Here is a 22,105-nt window from a genome sequence, read left to right as displayed (position 1 = left end):
GTGAATGAATGCTTTTATTGCATTAAGCAAAAAAGAAGTACATCAAATGGCAAGGGAGTTTAAAATATTGTGGCTTCCAATCGTATTTATTTTACTAGGGCTAACACAACCGATTATGATGTATTATTTACCTGTTATTTTACAATCAGCTGGTGGTGTTCAAGGTATAATAATTGATCCTACGATGGCAAAACCTGTGGGACAGGAGGTACTTGCCTCAACATTAAATTCACAATTTGATCAGCTCGGCATTATTATTTTGGTCGTTGCCACTATGAGTATTATCCAAGGAGAGAAAGCAAATGGCATGATGGCATTTATCCTAACAAGACCAGTATCGATATCATCTTATTTAAATAGTAAAATCATCATCCATTATATTGTAGCTGTTATATGTCTAGCTCTTGGCTATGCGGCTTCCTATGGCTATTCAGCGTATTTATTTACTACTGTTCCTATGACACAAGCTATGTGGGCTTTTGTATTTTATTGTGTTTGGCTGTTATTCATCATAACGTTTGTTGCGATGATGAGTACATTTTTTAATAGTCCTGCATTTATAGCACTTATAAGTATCGTCGTTCTATTAATATGTCGTTTTATCGCGGGATTACATCCATTCATAGACGTTGTGAATCCTGCTAGTAATAGTATGTATGCAACAAATATTCTAACGACAGGTGATGTGGGATCTTGGTATGGCATCAATATTGCAGTAACACTGCTGTTAGTTTTATTGATGATCATTACTATGCAAAGTTTTATTGCTAAAAAGAAATTTTAACTTCTTTCTGCAAATGTTTTCTGTGCGACAGCGAAGCGACAGATACAGATGTCTCCCGCCACTTTATGGGTGATGAATACGGGTTTAAGTCGCTTTTTCAGTAGGTGTTCAAATATTAGGTGGTATAAATGATAGGGGATGAGGTGATGAAATTGTTATTGATACAAAATTTACAGAAATCGTATGGACAGCATGAGGTTTTAAAGGGCGTAGAGTTAAAAATAGAAAAGGGAGATATATTAGGGTTTGTTGGTGGGAATGGTGCAGGTAAAACAACGACATTAAATTGTATTGCTGGATTAGTAGAACAGAATTGCGGAAAAATAATGATTAATAATGTTGCGAAATCACAGTCACTCGAATATAAAAAGCAATTTTATTATATACCTGATACGATTCATGTATTTCCAAATATAGCTGCATATGATTGGATACAGTTTGTTTTGAAACTATATGAAAAAACGGATGATGAAAAACTACAAAACTTCATTAACATCTTTGGCATGGAGAAAAGTATTTATAAACCGATGGGAACGTATTCTTTTGGAATGCTTCATAAGATTGCGTTGATTACTGCTTTTACAATTAGTCCACCTATGCTTATTATGGATGAGCCGATAAATGGTCTAGATCCACTAGCTGTCGTTGCTTTTAAAAATTGTATGAAAGAGTACGTTGAAAAGGGTGGAACCGTTCTCTTTTCCACTCATCTGTTAGATGTTGCAGAGAAAATTTGTCAATCAATTTCGTTTTTAAAAGATGGAAAGATTGTCTTACATGATCGTGTTGAGAATGTGCTAGTCGATGGGAGCCTAGAGACTATTTTTATGGAGAAACAAGCAAATGAAGGATAATATCCAATTAATCAAATTCTTTTTAACATCTTTTTATGTAAAGCCAAAACAGCCAGTAATTCAAGTACTCCTATTGATTGCATTCATTTATGTAGCCATTCAGTATTTTGTGCTTACTCTCATTATCTACTTTATAGCGAGCCCAGAGGAGTATTTATTTTATAATATTCTTCTTTCAAATGGTGTGACGTATATATTGATTTCTTATTTTAGTATTGCGATAGTGTTTAGTCAAAATGATTTTGCTATATTTTCTCATTTGCCCATTTCTGCGAAGCGGGTTGTAATGTCGAAAATAGTAAGTGGAGTAGCTTTACCGATGATGGTAGTAAGTATTCTATCAATACCGACGTTTTTCATGTTACTGATAGAGTTTAAGCTAGCTGTCGCAGTAAAATCAATTGCATTTTTACTGATCATGAATGTTTTAATTGTACTGTTCCTTCTATTTTTATTATCCATTTTGAATCATTATCGCACTGTATTTATCAATACATCTGTGTATTTGCTTGTCAGGATGACTCTTATATTTGGTATGGGAATAAGCCCAATATTGTACTTTCTAATAAAAAATTATCATGCGATCAACATTGTTTTAGCGAAATTAGATGCTTCAACAATATCATCCTTAAGTGCTTCAATTTTAGATTTGCTCGATTTAGGTTATCGTTTTGCAATGCAACAGTCATGGGTGAAGACGCTTTTGCTATTGACTACTACAAAAAGTTTTATCTATTTCATCCTATTATCCGTTCTATGTTATTTATTGTTTAAAGCAACTATAAAAATGATTGCATCTAAGTATTATGAACATGGCTTGCTTGTAAGCAGAATAGAAAAAACGACCAAAGTTTGGGGAAGAGATATTCAAAGTAGTTTGCTCAATTATTTGCAACGTGAATATTGGATTATCCAGTCTGAACCATACTTTAAAATGCAAGCTATTTTAGGGATTATTTTAACGCCAATTTGTACAATCATTTTTTTTAACGCTACAGACGAACATTTTAAAGGTTGAATGGATTGTTAACAATGAATCTTTTCTTTTTGTCTATATGATTTTGTTCATAAGTTGTATGAACAATATTAGTGGAACTCCTTATTCAAGAGAGGGGAAATACTATGCATCTAGCATGACGTTGCCATTTGATCCACAAAAAATTTACCTGGCAAAAGTTATGACCTCATCATGCATCGGCACAATATCGGTTGTAATAAGCTACATCATTTACATGCTATTTGGTAGAGGCGATATTATTACGGGACTCCATTTATTGATTACATTACTATTAGTCATTACGTATAATTTATTGTCCCCACTTTATGATAGAAGGCATCCATTACTTGAATGGTCTAATCCATCAGAAGCAATAAAATCAAATCCTACAGTATTAATAAGCTTGCTATATGGATTACCATTATTGATTGTCATAGTACTTCTTCACTTTAGCTTGCTATCTTTCAATGTTTCTCCGTCGATTTCGGCAGCAATTATTTTGATTATTGCAATACTATGTGTAACCACTGTAATTTACGGAATATTCAATAAAAAGAAATTTGAATGCTCATCACCATAACTTCTGAAACACTGTTCCCCAAGGAGTCGCCCAGTCTGCATTTCGATAAATTTAGATTTTGGTAAATGTTTTAATAAATGTAATGCCTAATTTTTGGCGATGAGCCATATGAAAGGATACGTGAACACTTGAATGTAAAAATAGATCCAATGAGTAAAATTCCTTTTTATCAACAGTTAACCCAGCAACTACTTTGTGAAATAGCGACAGGAAATTTAAAAAATGGTGACCCATTGCCCTCTATTCGTGATTTAGCAGCCGAAACAAACCTTAATCTTCATACCGTTCATAAAAGTTACAAGGAGCTTCAAAAGAAGGGAATAATCGATTTAAAACCAAGCTCGAAAGCAATTGTTAAAAAATCTGTTGAAGCAAAGGGCGTTAACTTGCAACAAATTTCTATAAAGGTCGAACAAATAATGTGTGAAGCATATGTGTTAGGGATCAGTGAGCTTCAACTACAACAGATATTTCATAAGAATTTGCGAAAATATTATTCTGAGTGTTAAGAGAGAAAGGGATGACTTCTGCAATGTACAGAAGTCATCTAGTGTATTTTATTCAATTATGGCTAGGTATAATTGCGTCCGGAATCGGCTTTGTGCTTGGGACTGCGTTATGCAGGTCAGTTAGCAGTTGTCGCTTGGATGCGATGATTTTAGGCTAACATCCTTTATTAACTCCTTTCCGATTCTGTGACATCCGCCGGAAGCTTTGGGCCAACATGATGTTGGTCACTCAGTCGTTGCCACAGGACGTGGCGTTCTTAGACTGAGTTCCTCTATTTCAGTAGGTGTTTGGACACCCTCTGAAAAGTAACTTATATCCGAAATCATTTCACCACTTATAGAAGTAGGAGACTTCTGATGAAAGAAGTTAAACTCATCCTTGGTCATTCCAAAATAGACCTCGTCATAAAAGGTACCATTTGTATAAATCATATTTCTTAACCGGCCTTCTTCAACAAATCGCAGTTTTTTATGTAGAGCTATAGAAGAGGCATTAAAGGAATAAACACAAATTGTTGCTTTCTGATAGCGAAGTTCAAAGAAATAATGCTTTAAAATCGTTAAAATCATATCTTTAGCATACCCTTTTCCTCTATGGGAGGGAAATACCGTAATAGCATAATCAAAGGTTCCATTCTTTGCATCACAGTCAGAAACCTCAATTGTCCCCACGACATTGTTCGAAGTATCCTCCGCAATCCAGTAAAAATCATCACTGTCTGTAGATGCCCCTTGAGATATTTCATTTATCCATTCTTCAATTTGCTGATTTGTCCGAGGAAAAGCGATTGAATCAAGGTTTTTAAGTATGTCATCATCTAAATTTTCAAATATATGAATGTCCTCAGACTTAGCCGCCCTCAATCGTATTTTTTCTCCACACCAATAGGAAACTTTCATTGAACTCATCTACCTTTCTAATTTGTACAGTTAAATTATACCATTATGATATGTGTGGAAAAGAAAAAGTAAGAAACCACTAAAAGAGTTCCTTACTTTTACAATGCTAAATTAAAAACACAGCCACAATAGTTGTAATCACAAGGCCAATCGCCACTGGCAATAAATTACGCCTTGCAAGTTCAAATGGGCTGACATTACAAATTGCAGCAGCGGGGATTAGTGCCCAGGGAATTAATGTACCGCCCCCTACAAAGATCGCTGTTATTTGTCCTAAAGCTGTTAAAGTTGCAGTACTTCCACCAATAGCATTGCCAAACAAACTACCAACGGAACCTGCTAAGGAAATACCTGAGAAGCCCGAACCGTCTAAGCCTGTAATGGCGCCAACGACTGCTAAAGTGACGACTGCGATTCCCTTCGTTAATGGAACTACTGCAGCTAGACCCACACCGAGATCGTTGACAATACCATGTGAAGTGGCTGGTAAGTAGTCACCAATAATTTGTGTAAATCCGGAATCTCCTAGATAGAAAAAGGCTGCGATTGGAATAACCGGCCCAAACACTTTAAATCCGAATTGGAAACCTTGAATGAAATAGCTTGTTGTCTTTTCAAGCCCTTGTTTTTTGTGGGCTACAACGCAAAGCAATAGTAGTATAAAAAGAGATGTGCCTCCTATTAAAGCTGTTGCATCTCCACCTTGTAATTTTAAGATAGACATGGCAATGACATCGAGTACAAAGGCAATTGGAATAAGTACTGCGAAAAAGCGTTTTTGTCCGAGTGTTAGCAGGTTTTCAGTAATTACTTGTTCTTCATCTTCATTTGTGTCGTTTGTAGCATATAAATTCGTTGCTCCACGCTTCATATCACGTCGTAATAAAATATAAGCGACTACCGTAGTAACAACGCCCATTGTAATAACAAGGGGAATACTAGCAGTCATTACCTCACTAACTGGAATACCAGCAGCGTCAGCCGTTAGCTTCGGAGCTCCTTGTATAACAAAATCACTGGAGAGAGCGATTCCGTGACCAAATAAATTCATTGCCATCGCTACTCCAAGTGCTGGTAAGCCTGCACGTAGAGCAACAGGTAACAAAACCGCCCCTAAAAGTGCGACAGCCGGCGAAGGCCAGAAAAACCAAGAGATACACATCATTAACAGCCCAATCGTCCAATAAGCTAAAGCTGGTGTTTTAATAATTTTAGTAAAAGGAGCTATCATTACCTCATTAATACCAGAAGTCATCATGACTCGACTCATGGCTACGATAATAGAAATAATGAGAATGGTCGACAAAAGCTCAGTGATGGCATAAATAAAACTATTAAATACACCACTAATGGACGAAGTTAAATCGCCTGTAGCAACGATTGCTAACATGAAGATGCCAAGTACACAAATGAGGGTGGTATCGAGACGTTTAACCATAAAGCCAATGATAAGGACAATAAAAACAACGTAAATCCAATGGAGAGCCGTGAATTCAATCCCCATACGTTTCCCCCTCAATATTCGATCTGATTCTATAGAATATGAAGGTGAAAAAAGTTGGTGATGGTTTTGAAAAATTTCGACTTAAGTAGAATGAAAATATGAATTGATAATTAAAATTAAATCTCTTATATTTACTATAAAGGGAAAAACTGTTGAAAGTTCGATGAATCAAACTTTCAACAGCTAAATGAACACATCGGACTTTTTCATTTCCCCCCAATTAACCCTTTACGAGATTTTCACAGTTGTTAGAATTATACTTACTTAATAGAATGAGAAAGAAAGGGATTTTTTTATATTTAGCATTTTGTACATATTCATTTAAAATCGCCAAATTAACCCTGATAAGTTGTTATAATAGTTTTTTAGAAATTTAAGATTTATAAATCCGATATTCTTTTTTGTGATAAATAAATTTATGAATGAAGTAGAGGTGAATCATAGGTGAAGCAGGTGTTGGTAATTAAGAATGAACGGTCTTTGGCAAAGAAAATCGTAAGTGGTCTAAAGCAAGAAGGCTATTTCATTTTAACACTTCACAATGAAAACAAAGGTTTAAATATAGTATATGATCAAGATTGGGATATTATCATATTGGATTGGGATTCGTTAAGTATATCTGGACCGGAAATTTGTAAACAAATACGAGCAGTTAAAACGACACCGATAATCATTGTGACCGACAATGTGTCCAGCAAGGACTGCATAGCAGGGCTACAAGCAGGAGCAGATGATTATATAAGAAAACCGTTTGTGAAAGAAGAATTAGTAGCAAGGATAAAAGTTATTTTAAGAAGAGGGGACAGTATCCGGCCAATCGAGATAGATTACTTCCGGTTTAAAGATCTCTTCGTGGATGCATCTCGCAATATTGTGACAAAAGATGGAGAGAATTTCCTGCTTACTAAGCGTGAGTATGACCTACTTGTATTTTTAATCAAGAATAAAAATACAATATTGAGCCGTGAAATGCTTTTGAACCAGGTTTGGGGATATGACGTAGCAGTAAATCCAAATGTAGTGGATTTATATATTGGATATTTAAGAAAAAAGCTAAAGTGCGAGAAGAAAGACAGATATATTCAAACAGTACATGGCAGAGGCTATTCAATGATTGAATAGTAGAAATAAGATAATAGGTACAGTTTGTCACAGTAATCAATATTAAACATAATCGAAAAAAAACGAGTAAAAACAGTTTCATCCAGTTTTGCTCGTTTTTTTGTTCTATTAAATCTGATAACCAAGCAGTTTCTGGAAGATTTTGAAGAGAAGTAAACTATAAAAAGAATACTTCACGCATTACTCTCTTGTATCCAATACTTAATGTGAAAAATAAACTTTATTTATCATCTTATATCCTTCACAAGATTTTCACAGAATTAAAGACTATACTGTTCCACAGGACGGTTAAATGAAAATGATTATCAATAGCAATTGAGATGGCTAGCAATTACTATCCAATTCAATCTATAGACTTCATCATTTTCGAAATAAATTACATAATAAGGAGTATGTGTATGAAGAAATCTATGTTTTTAAAATTTGTTGGTATTATCGCAGTTTTGACATTGATGTTAGTAGCTTGTTCAGATTCAAGTAATAAATCTAGTCAAGAGTCAAAGTCTAATGAAGATAATGGAAGTAAAGAGGTTGCTAAACCTGCGACAGTTGAAATCACTGATGCTCACGGAACTGTTACTGTTCCTGTGAACCCAAAGAATGTAGTTGCATTGGATAATAGAACTTTTGAAACTTTAGCTGATTGGAAAATTGACTTAGTGGCTGTTCCAAAGGATGTAATGCCTGCAGATTCGCCGTATGTAAAGGACGATTCAGTTAAAAATATTGGAAATCACCGTGAACCAAATCTTGAAATTATAGCAGCTGCAAACCCTGATCTTGTAATCGTCGGTCAAAGATTTGCTGGCTATTACGAAGATATCAAAAAATTAGTGCCAAATGCAGCTGTTATTGATCTTAATGTTGATGTTTCTGAGGAAGCTGCTACGCCTGGCGAAAACTTAGTAAATGGACTTAAAAATTCTACAATTGCTTTAGGTCAAATTTTTGATAAAAATGAAGAAGCTAAACAAGTGGTAGCTGATTTTGATAAAGTTATCGAAAACGCTAAATCTGCTTATAATGGAACAGATAAAGTGATGAGTGTTATCGTTGGTGGTGGGGATATTGGTTTTTCAGCTCCTCATTCTGGACGTGTTTGGGGACCAATGTATGAAATTTTCGGTTGGGCACCAGCATTAGAAGTTGCCGACTCTACTTCAGATCATAAAGGTGATGAAGTTTCTGTTGAAGCTATTGCGCAAAGTAATCCTGATTGGCTGTTCGTATTAGATCGTGATGCTGCAATATCTGGTGAAGAAAATGCAGTTCCTGCTCAGGATGTTATTGCTAACGCACCTGCTCTTCAAAAGACAACTGCTGTTTCTAAAAAACATATTATTTATGCACCAGCAGATACTTACACAAATGAATCAATTCAGACTTATATAGAGTTGTTTGAAAACCTTGCAAATACTTTAGCTAAGTAGTGTAAAGGAGTATAAAATAGTGCTGAAAAATGTAACTTCTAGGGTTGAGATAAATTCTCAACCCCAGTTTTATAACTACAATAAAATATGGACAAGACCTTTTATATTAGCGATTATAGTTGTTATTATTTTAGGCATTATATCACTGTTTACTGGAGTTTATGATATACGTGGACAAGAGGATGGAATGGAGATGTTTTTCATAACTCGTGTTCCGAGAACAGTTGCATTAATGCTTACTGGAGCTGCAATGTCAATGGCAGGACTCGTAATGCAACTGATTACACAGAATCGTTTTGTTGAACCTACTACAACAGGGACTATTGAATGGTCAGGTTTAGGGTTGCTTTTTGTTTATTTATTATTTCCTGCCCCGACTTTAGTTCTAAGAATGACTGGTGCAATCATTTTTTCTTTTATAGGAACTATGATTTTCTTTTTATTTTTAAGAAGAGTTAAACTTCGTTCGTCTTTAATTGTCCCGATTATTGGATTGATGCTTGGAGCAGTTATTTCTGCAGTGTCCACTTTTATGGGACTCCTTTTTCAAATGACACAAAGTATTGAAACTTGGTTTGTAGGTTCTTTTGCGCCTGTTCAGGTGGGAAGATATGAATATTTATGGCTAATTGTTATCGTTACTTTGTTTATTTTTATTTATGCTAATAGATTGACTTTAGCTGGACTAGGAGAAGATGTCGCAACAAGCCTTGGCGTTAATTACAATAGGATTGTTCTTGTGGGGACTGCCCTTATTTCTATTGCAGTTGGAATTGTTGCAGCTGTTATTGGGAACTTACCTTTCTTGGGTTTAATTGTCCCAAACATTGTGTCAATGTTTAGAGGCGATGATCTTAGGAGTAATTTACCTTGGGTATGTTTGATAGGAATGGGGACTGTAACTGCCTGTGACATAATTTCTCGAACAATTATAATGCCTTTTGAAGTACCTGTTTCATTAATACTGGGAACAGTGGGGGCAGTCGTGTTTATTACTATTTTATTGAGACAAAGAAAACCAAGGAGGCTACGATGAGCACATTGGAATATAGAAATAAAGAAAATGTCGAAATCGATTCTAGCCTTCATAATGAAAATAGATCAGCTAGGGCTTTTCGTTCTAAGAAGGAAGAAAGACGTTATTGGATTTTGCTAATAACATTGATTGCTTTAGGCGTCCTTTCTTCATACGGACTTTTAGTTTATAACAATCCAGTTCCGATTGATTCACCTTCTTTTATCCCAGTTGTTATGAGAAGGATAGTAGCTCTTGTTGCAATGATTATTGCTGCAGTTTGTCAGAGCTTGTCGACTGTTGCTTTCCAATCCATTACGCATAATAGGATTATAACTCCTTCGCTTTTAGGTTTCGAATCACTTTACTCAACAATTCAAACTAGTACTATATTTTTCTTTGGGGCTAGTGCATTGATAAATTTTACTGGGATTGGATCATTTTTATTTCAAGTTGTTGTAATGGTTTTAATGAGCTTGATACTTTATGGATGGCTACTTTCTGGTAAATACGGGAATTTACAACTTATGCTTTTAGTTGGAATTATTATTGGCACTGGGCTAAATTCAGTGGGAACTTTCATGAGAAGACTACTTGCGCCTTCTGAATTTGATATTTTACAGGCAAGATTGTTTGGTTCTGTTAATAATGCAGATTCTGCATATTTTCCTATTGTAATTCCTATGGTAATAATTGTAGCAATATTACTTCTTGCTCATTCTAAGAATCTAAATATATTGTCACTAGGGAAGGATGTTTCTACTTCTTTTGGAGTTAAATATCAATCTAATGTAATTTATACGCTTGTACTAGTTGCTATTTTGATGTCAATTTCAACAGCTTTAATTGGACCACTTACTTTCTATGGTTTTTTAGTAGCAACTTTGAGCTATCAGGCGGCGTCAACTTATGATCATAGATATATTTTTCCAATGGCTCTTGCTATAGGATTTTTGATAATAACGAGTGCATACTTTTTAATGTATCATGTATTCCATGCTCAAGGTGTAGTTTCAGTTATTATCGAATTATTTGGTGGAATAATATTTTTAACTGTAGTTTTAAGGAAGAGGGCTTTATGATAAAAATTGATAATGTTAAAAAGTTCTATACTGATAAGGTAAAAATAGGACCTTTGAATATTGAAATACCAAAAGCGGGTTTTACTTCTTTAATTGGCCCAAATGGTGCTGGAAAGTCTACGACACTTTTGATGATTGGAAGACTCTTGGATATGGAGGAAGGTCAAATTCAGGTGGCAAATATGGATGTTTCTGAATCCAAATCAAAAGACTTATCAAAAATTTTGACTATATTGCGCCAAGAAAATCATTTTGTAACTAGGCTAACTATTAGACAACTAGTTGGATTTGGACGTTTTCCTTATTCAAAGGGAAGATTAACTATAGAGGACGAGGTTATTATTTCTAAATATATCGATTTTTTAGACTTAACTGATTTAGAGAATAGATATTTAGATGAGCTTTCTGGTGGTCAAAGACAAAGGGCATATGTAGCGATGGTTTTGTGTCAAGAGACTGAATATGTACTTTTGGACGAGCCTCTGAACAACCTTGATGTTGCCCGTTCTGTTCAAATGATGGAGCATTTGAGACGTGCGGCTAATGAATTTGGAAGAACAATTCTGACTGTTATGCATGATATAAATTTTGCAGCCAAATATTCTGATAGAATTTGTGCTATGAAAGATGGACAAATTGCCGCTTTTGGGACAGTAGAAGAGGTTATGGACTCGGAAATTTTGACAGATATTTTCGAAACAAAAATAGAAATTATCGAAGGTCCTTATGGGCCAATCGCTGTTTATTAGTGACAAAATTTTTAATGAAGCATCTTAAAAAATGAGTATGCCAAAAAACTAATAGAGAATTAAATTATTTACTGTAGCTTGCATAGATCATAACTGCTACTCTAGTTGAAGTTGCTGTCTGTATTTTACAGGTGGCAGCTTTTTTAATGCCATTGCTCACGATAATGAATTGAAGTATGTCAGAACGAGAAAAATGAGGGTGGTATCACGACGTTTAACCATAAAGCCAATGATAAGGACAATAAAAACAACGTAAATCCAATGGAGAGCCGTGATTTCAATCCCTATACTTTTCCCCCTCAACATAGGTCTGCTTATAGAATATGAAGAGAAAAAGGTTGGTGATGGTTTTAATAAATTTCGACTTAAGTAGAAATTTGAAAAAGTAATAATAATATATAATAAGGAGAGGTAGCAGAAAAGCTTGCTGAGGCGGCGAATAAATAATTATTGCCTGCTGTAATAAGAGAACTTTCTAAACCACAACGTCAACAGCAACAACATAATAAATTAAATGGAATCGAGAAAAACAATTCATAATAAGAAAACAATGTTGCAACATCAGTAATAGTCCAAGTTCGCAACATTTTTTTTATCGGAAAAATTCCTTAAAAGAAATCTTTTAATACTTCGTACAGTAGTTAATACATTACTAGAAACTTTAACTTCTTTCAGCAAAATGTTTTATGTAGCGAAAGCAAAGCGTCAGCTACAGAGTCAACCACCTCTATAGGTGCTGAGATGAATGCAAGTTACTTTTCAGCGGGTGTCAAACATCCGCCGGAGGCATAATTGATAAAACATCATTACTAGGTGTAGAGTGGTTTGATATTAAAGAGAAGGGGGAAGTATGATTAAAAAGATAATAGTTTTAATTAATAGCATTCTCTGTATTTTATTAATTATGTCTACAGATAAAGTTGCGGCAACAATAAGTGATAGGGATGAGAAAATAAAACTGATTGAAGTTGAAATTGAGAGTAACATGAAAACACATGATATTCCGGGGATGGCCTTTGCGCTAGTTGATTCTAATGGGATTATTTATTCTAAAGGTTTTGGAATTTTAGATATACGAGAAGATACCCAGCAGATTGACGAAAATACAAACTTTAACTTAGGATCGCTTTCTAAAGTGTTTACCACATTAGCTATTATGCAGCTTCATGAGAAAGGATTTTTAAGTATAGAAGATCCTGTTGTTGACCATCTTCCTTGGTTTAAGACAAGAGATACTTTCATGTCAAATCAAATTACTATTAAACATTTACTTAATCATTCAAGTGGTTTGCCAAGTCGTCTCAATGTTCATGATGTTAAAAGTGTAGATCGCCAGGAGGTTATAGATCAAATTAGTTATAAACTAAGTAATGTTATGTTAGTTGCAAAACCTGGTGAAACTTTTGAATACACCAATATGAATACAGATTTGTTGCAAATAATTATTGAGGAAGTTTCAGGTGACCCTTTTACAAAATATATGGATGAAAATATTTTTAAGCCTCTCGGAATGAATAGAACAGGGTATTTTACATTTGATAATCATCACCTTTCCAATACAGCAATGGGGCATCGCTATCAATGGGGTAAAATTAAACCTTATGAGGAAAAGCTAGTCTATGCTACATCTAGTTCGGCTGGGTTATCCTCAAATGCCACAGATTTAGCAAAGTTTATGATGTGTCTACTCAACGAGGGAATAACTCCAACGGGTAATCTGATTCGTTCAAATAGTATTACTGAAATATTCAAAGCTAATAGATATGGCGTAGGGTACAATTGGTATGTATATCCTCATAATATGTATATGGAGGGTGGGTTACCAGGCTTCACTTCAACGATGGTCCTTTCTTCGGATAAATCCTTTGGTCTTGTTCTCTTATCAAATTCGAAACAAGATATAACATACCATTCTGGATTTAATTTATTTAAAATAGTGGACGGAGGAACTCCTAAACCTTTATTAGGTAAGGACTTTCCAAAGGTGAATTCTGCCGCTAAGATAATTCTTGGTATCACAATCTTCATTTGTATTATTTTAACCTTTGTATTAGGATCAACATTCTATAATTTAGCAAAAGGAAGACATAAGGTAGCTTTTGTGAAACCAAGTTTTGGTAAATTTTGTGTGATCATTTTCTTACTAGTATTATACTTTGGAGTAATGTATTACATTTACGTGTTACTACCTTTTTACGTGGGAGTTCCTTTGTTATTCAACTTTAAAAAAGAACCAGATGTCACATCAGGACTGATTATATTTAGTATAGTACATACATTGTTCTCTTTAGTTTTATTCTTGAAAACCCTAATAATTCAAAAGGTTAAACAGATCCAAGCGGTATAGTTTAATTAGAAATTAAAGCGTTGATCAAACAAGGGATTAACGCTCTTTTTGTTGAAGTAAATTGGACTAACGAAGCAGGTTTAGTTGAAGCGTGTTGTTTAACTTGTATGTAACATCGGGAGTATAGTGGAATAACTCGCTTTCGTTAAAAATGAATGATTATATAGAGGAAAGAAAAATACATATAAAAAAATGTCACAAAAAATAACAAAAATCAGTACATATAAAAGATAATATTCCGATATTTAATAATGTCTAATGTCTAATGTCTAATGTCTAATGTCTAATGTCTAATGTCTAATGTCTAATGTCTAACGACTATATTCATTTTATACAAAAATTTGAATAATAAATTAATCCTCTTTTTTAGAAAGTAAAAGCTCTATTTAAACCGGATGTTATTTGAATAGTAATACTAAATAACATTAGGAATTCCTAAAAACAAAAAATTTATTATTGTTGTAATAGAGCATTAAGAGATAGTGACAGGAGGAACAAAATGAGAAATTATTTCGAAGACCCGTACATAAATATTGAGCAACAACTAATAAACTTGGTCAGTGAAATTAGTGAATATAAAGGAATGTTGACCGCTTATAAAGAGCAAAGACCAGACATATTCACTAACCTTGAAAAAGCTATACCCCTACAATACATAAAAAACTATATTTCAGTTTATGAGGATATAAAAGTTTCAAATAAGCGATTAAAAGAACTTATTTTAGATGATATGATCCCCCAATCAATTTCGGAAGATGCGATATTTTGTTATTATGAAACTTTGTCTCTAGTACATAAAAAATCTTGTACTTTTTCTATCAGTCCAGATACTATACAAGAATTGCATTTTCAGTTAATTCATTATAATACCTCTGACGGTGCAAAATGGCGTCAAAAGCCATTTTCTATCCCAGGACTTCCCGAAAAAGGGATGCATACGATCTGTTATCGTCCTCTTCCACCTGAAAATATTCCACAGGCAGTAGAACAATTATGTAACCAGTACAATTTATTAAACCGTAAAAAAGAGTTACCTACACTTATATTGATAGCTCGTTTTATATTGAATTTTTATTGTATAATGCCATTTAGTCAAGGCAATGGTAGATTAACACTTATGTTAATGCAATTACTATTAGTAAAAAGCGGACATACATTTGTAAAATATGTTTGTTTAGATGATTATATAAAGAAAAGAGAATCTGAATACTATGAAGCCATAGTTAAATCATCGGTTAATTGGTATTGTAATGGGCATAATATTAACTTCTGGTTAAAAGAGTTCTTAATTATTATTTTAGAGGCTTATGAAGATCTACATAGCAGAGTGCTGGATTCTATATGTAAACATACTAAAGTAGAGCGAATTCAGAATTTTATTCATAATCAAAAACAACCATTTACAAAAGAATGCATTCGAAGCATTTATCCAGATATAGCTGAAAGTACTATTAGTAAAGCTTTAACTGATTTGCAACTATTAGGTGAAATTAAACTTATTTCAAAAGGGAGAAATGCCCGCTGGATGAAAGTGGAGTCTTAATCTACACCTTTTGAAGTCGGGGTTAATCAGTTTTTACTAAACAACTCAAAAATCTACTCAAAGAACCAATTGCCAACCTTTAATCGGCAATTGGTTCTTTAGTTATCTATCTAAATAAGGAATGGAAAGTTTTCCGTTGATAAAATATAACAACGAAAGTAATTCATTTCTCCTTTCTATCACAATAAAACACGTCCTTTCTAAAATAACCAATATGTCTAAATGTAGAAGATTTATTTTCTATTCCATTGGCAAAAATATGTCAATGTTGCAACTTCAAACTGCTGATTCTCACCATATTATGGCACTTTCATGTTGATTTTGTTCATATTAATCTACTTTAAAATCAAGATTACAGCGAAAATTAACTATTTTACACATAAAATAGATTATTTTCACTGCAATTTGCTAAAAAATGTGACTATGCCTAAAATTTACATTGTAGGAAAGTATAAATCATTTTAGCAAGGATCTTTCCTGAAACTATAAGAATATGGGGGGACTTAAGAAATAATTACATAAATTATTTGGAAAAATATCATCTAAGGAGGTAAACAAAATGAAAAAGAAAATAATTACAGGATTAATGATAACGTCCATTGTTACAACGGGGGCTATTCCTATACATACTTTAACAACGCCTTTAGTTCAGGCGGAAGTTCAAGAAGAGAACATGGCTATTTCCTCATCTTTAAGAAAATTAGGTGCACAGTCTAAATTGATTCAAATGTATATAGATCAGGCTTTAATAAGCCCTAATGTACAGCTAGAGGAAGTACCAGCTTTAAGCACAGAGCAATTTCTAATAAAACAGGATATGAAAGAATGGTCATCGGAACATTATCCAAAGTTAATGCTAATAAATTCAAAAAGTAAAGGGTTTGCCACTAAATTTAATAACTATTATTCAGCATTAAAAGGATATGTAGATAATAAAGACGATAAAGAAGGTTTTTTGGATAGATTAGAAGTCCTTCAAGAAATGGCTATGACGAATCAAGAAAATGTGCAACTTCAAATTAATGAATTAACAGACCTTAAATTCCAGCTTGATAAAAAACTTAAAGACCTCGATACAGATGTGACAAAAGCTCAGGGAGTACTAAGTTTAGAGGGAACTGGGAAGATAGACAAGCTAAAAGACGAATTACTGGATACTAAAAAATTAATTCAAAATGATTTGCAGCAAATAGCATTTCTACCAGGCGCTTTAAATGTACAAGGACTTAAAATATTCCAAGAGATATATAGTCTTGCAAAAGATATTATCGACCCGGCTGCTCAAACAGCAGCAGTAGCGTATAACAAAGGAAAAGAAATTAATAAATCTATTTTAGAAGCAGAGGAAAAAGCAGAGCAAGAAGCAAAAGAAAAGGGTAAATCTGCTTTAGAGATTGAAGCTGCTAAAAAAGAAGCTCGTGAAGCAATTGAGAAAAATAAAAAAGGTGAAATTGCTGCAGCTGCAGCTACAAAAGCGAAAGAGTATGACCTTATGAAAGCAATTGACCCAGAAAAAATCAAAAAAACATATAGTACCTTCGCTGAAGTCAATAATCTAAAGGCAGAACAACGAGCACAATTAAATGATTTAGAGCAACAAAATCAAAAATTATATGATTTAACAACGAAACTAACGATAGCAGATTTACAAAAATCAATGCTTCTTCTTATGCAACATGATTTGCATACATTTGCTAGCCAAGTAGATGTAGAACTTGACCTATTAAACCGCTATAAAGAAGATTTGAATTTAATAAAAAATAGTATCACAAAATTAAGTGCTGATGTTGATACTGCTAACAATCCGTCTCAAAAAGATACATTAAGACGATTAAAAAATGTAATAACTCAACTAGAGGAACAGGCTGATAAATTTTAATATCCTGAAATTTAAAATTATAAAAATCTATCGAAGTTTGGGAGGAAATAAATATGAAGAAATTCCCTTTTAAAGTATTAACCGTAGCCACTTTGGCAGCGGTTATAACTGCAACTAACAGTGGCACTATTCAAGCACTTGCACAAGAACAAATCACGCAGGAACAAAAAATAGGAAATTATTATTCATTAGGACCTGAAGGACTGAAAAAAGCGTTAGCTGAAACAGGATCACATATTCTTGTAATGGATTTGTACGCAAAAACAATGATTAAACAGCCGAATGTAAATCTATCTAATATTGATTTAGGTTCAGAAGGGGGAGAATTAATCAAAAATATTCACCTTAATCAGGACCTATCTAGAATCAATGCAAATTATTGGTTAGATACGGCGAAGCCAAAAATTCAAAAGACAGCACGTAATATTGTCAATTATGATGAACAATTTAATAACTATTACGACACATTAATAGACACTGTACAAAAGAAAGATAAGGAAGGCTTAAAAGAAGGTATAGGTGATTTAATCAGTACAATTAATACAAATTCAAAAGAAGTTACAGAAGTCATTAAAATGTTAGAAGCCTTCAAAACAAAACTGTATACAAATACTATAGATTTTAAAAATAATATTGGTGGTCCAGATGGGAAAGGTGGATTAACGGCAATATTAGCGGGAAAACAAGCATTGATTCCACAGCTTCAAGCTGAAATTGAGAATCTACGTTCCACTCAGAAGGCCCATTTTGACAATGTATTAGCATGGTCAATTGGTGGTGGATTGGGAGCAGCTATTTTAGTTATTGGAACTATTGCAGGAGGAGTAATCATTGTTGTGACTGGTGGAACAGCGACACCGGCTGTTGTAGGAGGCCTTGCAGTGCTCGGTTCAGCTGGTATTGGTTTAGGAACAGCAGCTGGAGTTACGGCATCTAATCATATGAACTCCTATAACGAAATTTCTAATAAAATCGGAGAGTTAACGATGAAAGCCGATTTTGCTAACCAGGCAGTTATTGCACTTACTAACGCTAAAGACACTTTGACATATCTGTATCAAACAGTGGATCAAGCGATCATGTCTCTGACGAATATTCAGCAACAATGGAATACAATGGGGGCAAATTATAAAGATTTATATGATAATATCGATCAAATGCAAGAACATAAGCTCTCTTTAATACCTGATGATTTAAAAGCTGCTAAACAAAGTTGGAATGATATTCATCAAGATGCAGAATTTATTGCAAAAGACATTGCCTTTAAACAAGAAGAAAAGAATTGAAATACAGTAGGAGGAATATAAAATGAATAAAAAATCTCTTTACAAAGTGCTCGCTGTATCGACGCTTTTAACCTTGACAACAACTTCTGTAATCACTCCGGTAGCAGCATTTGCAGAAACAAGTAAGATTGAGCAAACTAACAATAGTGATACGTCTCTTTCGGCAAACGAAGCGAAGATGAAAGAAACCTTGCAAAAGGCGGGGCTTTTTGCAAAATCTATGAATGCCTATTCTTATATGTTAATTAAGAATCCAGATGTCAACTTTGAAGGAATTAAGATTAATGGCTATCCAGATTTACCTAGTAAAATTATCCAAGATCAAAAGGATGCAAGAGGACATGCCCTTACATGGGATACAAAAGTAAAAAAACAGCTGATAGATACATTGACAGGTATTATTGAATACGATACAAAATTCGAAAATTATTATGACATAATTGTAGAGGCCATTAATACAGGAGATGCAGAGACGTTAATAGAAGGAATAACAGATTTACGAGAAGAAATTCAACAAAATCAAAAGTATGCACAACAATTAATAGAAGAATTAACTAAATTAAGAGACGCTATTGGACAAGATGTTAGAGCATTTGGCAGTAACAAAGATCTTTTACAGTCGATTTTAAAAAACCAAGGGGTTGCAGTGGAGGATGATCAAAAGCGACTAAAAGAAGTTTTAGAATCAGTAAACTACTATAAAAAATTAGAGTCTGATGGAATAATAACAGTATCTGTGCCATCTATTCCTACGTGGATTGCTGGTGGCATTATGCTAGGGGTAGCAAGAGATCAATTAGGTCAATTAGAACCGTTATTAGCACAATTAAATCAGACAGTTGATTATAAAACAACATTAAATCGTGTAGTTGGAATTGCACATAGTAATATTAGTGAGATGTACAATGCACTCGATGATGCTATTAACGCTCTTACTTTTATGTCTGCACAATGGAATGATTTAGACTCTCAATATTCAGGCGTACTGAGACATATCGAGAATGCATCTGAAAAAGCGGAACAAAATAAATTTAAATTTTTACTACCTAATTTAAAATCAGCTAAAGACAGCTGGGGAACATTAAAAGTAGATGCAGACACATTAAAAGCAGGGATAAAAGAGTTGAAAATATAACCTGTTTTCAATATAAACTACTATAATAGAAAAGTAGATTTGGGGAATATTTCATTTTCCAAATCTGCTTTTTTATTTCAGTTATATAGACTGCTTTCTTGCAATTAGAACACTATCTTAGCAACTAGTGTAGTGCTTACATATCTAACATAGACCCGCAACGTGATACAGAAATATTGTAATGTAAGATTCGTTCAGGCCAAACAGTTATTTTTTTCATTATAACTAACTGCTCAAACTTTTTTTGTTGTAACAACCAAAATAACTCTGTACTTTTACTTGTAAGATAAATTTGCACACCATCAAATGTACTAGCCAAAGAAAGTATATTAGCCAATTAGTGTTATATCAATAAATCTGATACGACCTGAACAATTAGCAAGAAAAAAATGATGGGTAATGAAATTTGAATCCATTTTGTTTTGATATAAGGAATTATCTTTAAACCTAAGAACGACCCAACGATAGAGCCAATGGAAACAGGAATAGCGATTCCCCAATTAACAATGCCCGTAAAGTAGTAAAAGAGAAATGCACCTGTACAACTTGAAAACGTAATAATTCTTGTTAACTCAACTGCTTTTATATAGGTATATTGCTTTTTAAGATGATAGGTTACATTCATTAGAGCTGAGCCTGGTCCAAAACCACCGTCATATATTGAAATCGCAAACGGAATGAGTTTATTAATTGGTTGTTCCTCTGTTTCTTTTATATCCTTTACCATAAATTTATTACTGCAAAGTACAATGAAAAATGCGAAAATTAAGAATACACAAGCTACAACATTCATGACTTGCTCCGATAATCGAGTGGCTAAAAATGCGCCAAATAAACCTCCTAAACTAGATATCATCATTAAAGATGTGGATTTTTTTAACGATAAATGTCCTTTAATTATAAACGATACGACATTTGATAGAGCTGAAATTCCTGTTGCGAATTTATTAACAGCTACGGTTGTATGAATCGGAATGCCAATAAATAACATTACGGGTAACAAAACAAAGCCTGCAGCGCCGAAAAGAACACCAATGACTGCTGCGAGTAAGCCGATTGAAAATAAAATAAATCCATTTACTGATAACCATTCATGTAGTAAAATTTCCATCAAATCACCTCTATACCTAAATTACTGCTAAATAATACATAAAACAAATATATAAAAATTGCTTATTCATAAATTTAATTTATGGATAGAAAGGTGTGAATGAAATGAATTTGCATGCATTAAGGATTTTTACGAATGTAGCAAAGCTTGGAGGAATTACCGCAGCAGCGAATAAAATGCTTCTTAGCCAACCAGCTGTCACTATTCAAATTCGGAAATTAGAGAGCGAAATAGGGGCAAAATTGATTGAAGGGAAAGGACGTGGCATTCAATTAACTCCTGAGGGGAAGTTTTTGTATGAGCAGGGAATGCGTTTATTTTATTTAGAAGCACAAATTGATGAAAAGCTCGGTAAATTTTTAGCGAAGGAAGAAAAAATACATATTGCTTCGTCCTATATACCGACAAACTATATACTCCCGTCTATTATAGCAGCGTATAAGCTTGCTAATCCTCACATTGAATTTTTTGTGTCGTTGGGCAATGTGAAATCTGTGGAAGAGCAAGTTCTTAATTATGAAGTAGATTTTGGCTTTGTCGTACAAAATAAAATTGGTCACTCTGATTTACAGTTTGAAAAACTAGTAGATATCCCGTTTTGGTTTGTTGTTCACCCATCACATTCTTTAGCAAATCAAACTGTCCCCATTTCCAAATTATCGAATGAGGACTTTATTTATCGGGAACGTGGTAGCTCGACACTTGATTTATTGGAGTCGGTTTTTTACACGTTTAATGGTCCATTACCTAAATTAGGACTTCAAATGCAGGGCTTACACGAATCGATTAAAGTAGTGGAAGCAGGGTACGGTATGACTTTAGCACCGTCCTACAGTGTAACGGAAAGTATAGCAAATGGGAAACTAGCTCGAGTGTATGTTGAACAGGCAGATATTCAGCAAAGTTTATTTTTATGTACTCGCAAATCAGATATAGAAGAGCATCCATTTATTCAGTATTTAAAAGATCATTTAAACACTATAAATTAACAATAAAAAATCGGAAATAAGCATTAGTTTGCTTATTCTCGATTTTTTTAAATGATTTTTCACTTGTAGCCTTTAACCTTTATTAAGTAACAGCCACGATTCCTATAATTTGAGCTAAAGAGATTGGTTCATGCAGAAAATAACCGGTAGAGTGTCTGAAAAAATTTGTGATACTGACGATTGTCAATACCTACGACGTCGTGATAGAATGGAAACAAATGTTCTTATGTTGAGGTGGGATTATTTAGTCAATAAAGCATACAAATAATTTCCCTTCTACATAATAATA

At 33.8% G+C, this 22,105-nt stretch carries 19 protein-coding genes; 16 read left to right on the top strand and 3 right to left on the bottom strand.

The window, feature by feature from the left end; genetic code table 11:
* The first annotated feature begins 4 nt into the window (after positions 1-4).
* The 5 genes from ACYQ73_RS01470 (at position 5) to ACYQ73_RS01450 (ending at position 3,724) form a co-directional block, all read left to right on the top strand.
* On the top strand, positions 5-784 hold the full coding sequence (locus tag ACYQ73_RS01470; protein WP_460010826.1) for an ABC transporter permease: 780 nt from the start codon (positions 5-7) through the stop codon (positions 782-784).
* Between the two features lie 146 nt (positions 785-930).
* Entirely contained in the window at positions 931-1,638 is a 708-nt protein-coding gene (locus ACYQ73_RS01465) for an ABC transporter ATP-binding protein (protein ID WP_460010825.1), read from the top strand.
* Positions 1,628-2,656 (top strand): hypothetical protein, encoded by a 1,029-nt coding sequence (locus ACYQ73_RS01460; RefSeq protein ID WP_460010824.1) that lies wholly within the window; start codon positions 1,628-1,630, stop codon positions 2,654-2,656. Before ACYQ73_RS01465 ends, ACYQ73_RS01460 begins: the two co-directional genes overlap by 11 nt.
* A 58-nt stretch (positions 2,657-2,714) precedes the next feature.
* Positions 2,715-3,215: a hypothetical protein gene (locus tag ACYQ73_RS01455; protein WP_460010823.1), complete on the top strand. Its 501-nt coding sequence runs from the start codon at positions 2,715-2,717 to the stop codon at positions 3,213-3,215.
* A gap of 128 nt (positions 3,216-3,343) precedes the next feature.
* Positions 3,344-3,724, top strand: coding sequence for a GntR family transcriptional regulator (locus ACYQ73_RS01450; protein ID WP_460010822.1), 381 nt, complete (start codon positions 3,344-3,346; stop codon positions 3,722-3,724).
* A 225-nt stretch (positions 3,725-3,949) separates the two neighbouring features.
* Here ACYQ73_RS01450 and ACYQ73_RS01445 read toward each other — a convergent pair whose 3' ends face one another.
* A complete protein-coding gene (locus ACYQ73_RS01445) occupies positions 3,950-4,633 on the bottom strand; it encodes a GNAT family N-acetyltransferase (RefSeq protein WP_460010821.1) in 684 nt (227 codons plus the stop codon).
* A 97-nt stretch (positions 4,634-4,730) separates the two neighbouring features.
* On the bottom strand, positions 4,731-6,128 hold the full coding sequence (locus ACYQ73_RS01440) for a hypothetical protein (protein WP_460010820.1): 1,398 nt from the start codon (positions 6,126-6,128) through the stop codon (positions 4,731-4,733).
* A gap of 444 nt (positions 6,129-6,572) precedes the next feature.
* Between ACYQ73_RS01440 and ACYQ73_RS01435 the strand changes: the two genes are divergently transcribed.
* The 10 genes from ACYQ73_RS01435 (at position 6,573) to hblA (ending at position 19,716) form a co-directional block, all read left to right on the top strand.
* Positions 6,573-7,250: a response regulator transcription factor gene (locus ACYQ73_RS01435; protein ID WP_460010819.1), complete on the top strand. Its 678-nt coding sequence runs from the start codon at positions 6,573-6,575 to the stop codon at positions 7,248-7,250.
* Between the two features lie 398 nt (positions 7,251-7,648).
* A complete protein-coding gene (locus tag ACYQ73_RS01430) occupies positions 7,649-8,680 on the top strand; it encodes a siderophore ABC transporter substrate-binding protein (RefSeq protein WP_460010818.1) in 1,032 nt (343 codons plus the stop codon).
* Between the two features lie 19 nt (positions 8,681-8,699).
* Positions 8,700-9,716 carry an ABC transporter permease gene (locus ACYQ73_RS01425; RefSeq protein ID WP_460010817.1) on the top strand — a complete coding sequence of 339 codons (1,017 nt, stop codon included), beginning with the start codon at positions 8,700-8,702 and terminating at the stop codon, positions 9,714-9,716.
* On the top strand, positions 9,713-10,777 hold the full coding sequence (locus tag ACYQ73_RS01420; RefSeq protein ID WP_460010816.1) for an iron chelate uptake ABC transporter family permease subunit: 1,065 nt from the start codon (positions 9,713-9,715) through the stop codon (positions 10,775-10,777). Before ACYQ73_RS01425 ends, ACYQ73_RS01420 begins: the two co-directional genes overlap by 4 nt.
* Entirely contained in the window at positions 10,774-11,526 is a 753-nt protein-coding gene (locus ACYQ73_RS01415) for an iron ABC transporter ATP-binding protein (protein WP_460010815.1), read from the top strand. The genes ACYQ73_RS01420 and ACYQ73_RS01415 overlap by 4 nt, the downstream gene beginning before the upstream one ends.
* A gap of 850 nt (positions 11,527-12,376) precedes the next feature.
* A complete protein-coding gene (locus ACYQ73_RS01410) occupies positions 12,377-13,873 on the top strand; it encodes a serine hydrolase domain-containing protein (protein ID WP_460010814.1) in 1,497 nt (498 codons plus the stop codon).
* Positions 13,874-14,372: 499 nt separating this feature from the next.
* Positions 14,373-15,416: a Fic family protein gene (locus ACYQ73_RS01405; protein ID WP_460010813.1), complete on the top strand. Its 1,044-nt coding sequence runs from the start codon at positions 14,373-14,375 to the stop codon at positions 15,414-15,416.
* A 559-nt stretch (positions 15,417-15,975) separates the two neighbouring features.
* The gene (hblC, locus tag ACYQ73_RS01400; RefSeq protein WP_460010812.1) at positions 15,976-17,295 is read left to right on the top strand and encodes a hemolysin BL lytic component L2; all 1,320 of its coding nucleotides are present in this window, start codon (positions 15,976-15,978) and stop codon (positions 17,293-17,295) included.
* A 53-nt stretch (positions 17,296-17,348) separates the two neighbouring features.
* Complete coding sequence (gene hblD, locus ACYQ73_RS01395; protein ID WP_460010811.1) at positions 17,349-18,581, top strand: hemolysin BL lytic component L1; 1,233 nt, start codon at positions 17,349-17,351, stop codon at positions 18,579-18,581.
* Positions 18,582-18,603: 22 nt separating this feature from the next.
* Positions 18,604-19,716, top strand: coding sequence for a hemolysin BL binding component B (hblA, locus tag ACYQ73_RS01390; protein WP_460010810.1), 1,113 nt, complete (start codon positions 18,604-18,606; stop codon positions 19,714-19,716).
* A gap of 343 nt (positions 19,717-20,059) precedes the next feature.
* On the opposite strand, the gene ACYQ73_RS01385 is transcribed toward hblA, so the two are convergent.
* On the bottom strand, positions 20,060-20,827 hold the full coding sequence (locus ACYQ73_RS01385; protein WP_460010809.1) for a sulfite exporter TauE/SafE family protein: 768 nt from the start codon (positions 20,825-20,827) through the stop codon (positions 20,060-20,062).
* Positions 20,828-20,931: 104 nt separating this feature from the next.
* Here ACYQ73_RS01385 and ACYQ73_RS01380 point away from each other — a divergent pair, with 104 nt between their 5' ends.
* Positions 20,932-21,816 (top strand): LysR family transcriptional regulator, encoded by an 885-nt coding sequence (locus ACYQ73_RS01380; protein WP_460010808.1) that lies wholly within the window; start codon positions 20,932-20,934, stop codon positions 21,814-21,816.
* The last annotated feature ends 289 nt before the right edge of the window (positions 21,817-22,105 follow it).

The sequence above is a fragment of the Lysinibacillus sp. CTST325 genome, from assembly GCF_054665055.1.
This window is presented reverse-complemented; position numbering and strand designations above follow the sequence as displayed.

What these genes read in the sequence shown, in the direction of transcription:
- ACYQ73_RS01470 (WP_460010826.1), top strand. Translation starts at nt 5, where the DNA reads ATGAATGCTTTTATTGCATTAAGCAAAAAAGAAGTACATCAAATGGCA.
- ACYQ73_RS01465 (WP_460010825.1), top strand. Translation starts at nt 931, where the DNA reads ATGAAATTGTTATTGATACAAAATTTACAGAAATCGTATGGACAGCAT.
- ACYQ73_RS01460 (WP_460010824.1), top strand. Translation starts at nt 1,628, where the DNA reads ATGAAGGATAATATCCAATTAATCAAATTCTTTTTAACATCTTTTTAT.
- ACYQ73_RS01455 (WP_460010823.1), top strand. Translation starts at nt 2,715, where the DNA reads ATGAACAATATTAGTGGAACTCCTTATTCAAGAGAGGGGAAATACTAT.
- ACYQ73_RS01445 (WP_460010821.1), bottom strand. Translation starts at nt 4,633, where the DNA reads ATGAGTTCAATGAAAGTTTCCTATTGGTGTGGAGAAAAAATACGATTG.
- ACYQ73_RS01440 (WP_460010820.1), bottom strand. Translation starts at nt 6,128, where the DNA reads ATGGGGATTGAATTCACGGCTCTCCATTGGATTTACGTTGTTTTTATT.
- ACYQ73_RS01430 (WP_460010818.1), top strand. Translation starts at nt 7,649, where the DNA reads ATGAAGAAATCTATGTTTTTAAAATTTGTTGGTATTATCGCAGTTTTG.
- ACYQ73_RS01420 (WP_460010816.1), top strand. Translation starts at nt 9,713, where the DNA reads ATGAGCACATTGGAATATAGAAATAAAGAAAATGTCGAAATCGATTCT.
- ACYQ73_RS01415 (WP_460010815.1), top strand. Translation starts at nt 10,774, where the DNA reads ATGATAAAAATTGATAATGTTAAAAAGTTCTATACTGATAAGGTAAAA.
- ACYQ73_RS01410 (WP_460010814.1), top strand. Translation starts at nt 12,377, where the DNA reads ATGATTAAAAAGATAATAGTTTTAATTAATAGCATTCTCTGTATTTTA.
- ACYQ73_RS01405 (WP_460010813.1), top strand. Translation starts at nt 14,373, where the DNA reads ATGAGAAATTATTTCGAAGACCCGTACATAAATATTGAGCAACAACTA.
- hblC (WP_460010812.1), top strand. Translation starts at nt 15,976, where the DNA reads ATGAAAAAGAAAATAATTACAGGATTAATGATAACGTCCATTGTTACA.
- hblD (WP_460010811.1), top strand. Translation starts at nt 17,349, where the DNA reads ATGAAGAAATTCCCTTTTAAAGTATTAACCGTAGCCACTTTGGCAGCG.
- hblA (WP_460010810.1), top strand. Translation starts at nt 18,604, where the DNA reads ATGAATAAAAAATCTCTTTACAAAGTGCTCGCTGTATCGACGCTTTTA.
- ACYQ73_RS01385 (WP_460010809.1), bottom strand. Translation starts at nt 20,827, where the DNA reads ATGGAAATTTTACTACATGAATGGTTATCAGTAAATGGATTTATTTTA.
- ACYQ73_RS01380 (WP_460010808.1), top strand. Translation starts at nt 20,932, where the DNA reads ATGAATTTGCATGCATTAAGGATTTTTACGAATGTAGCAAAGCTTGGA.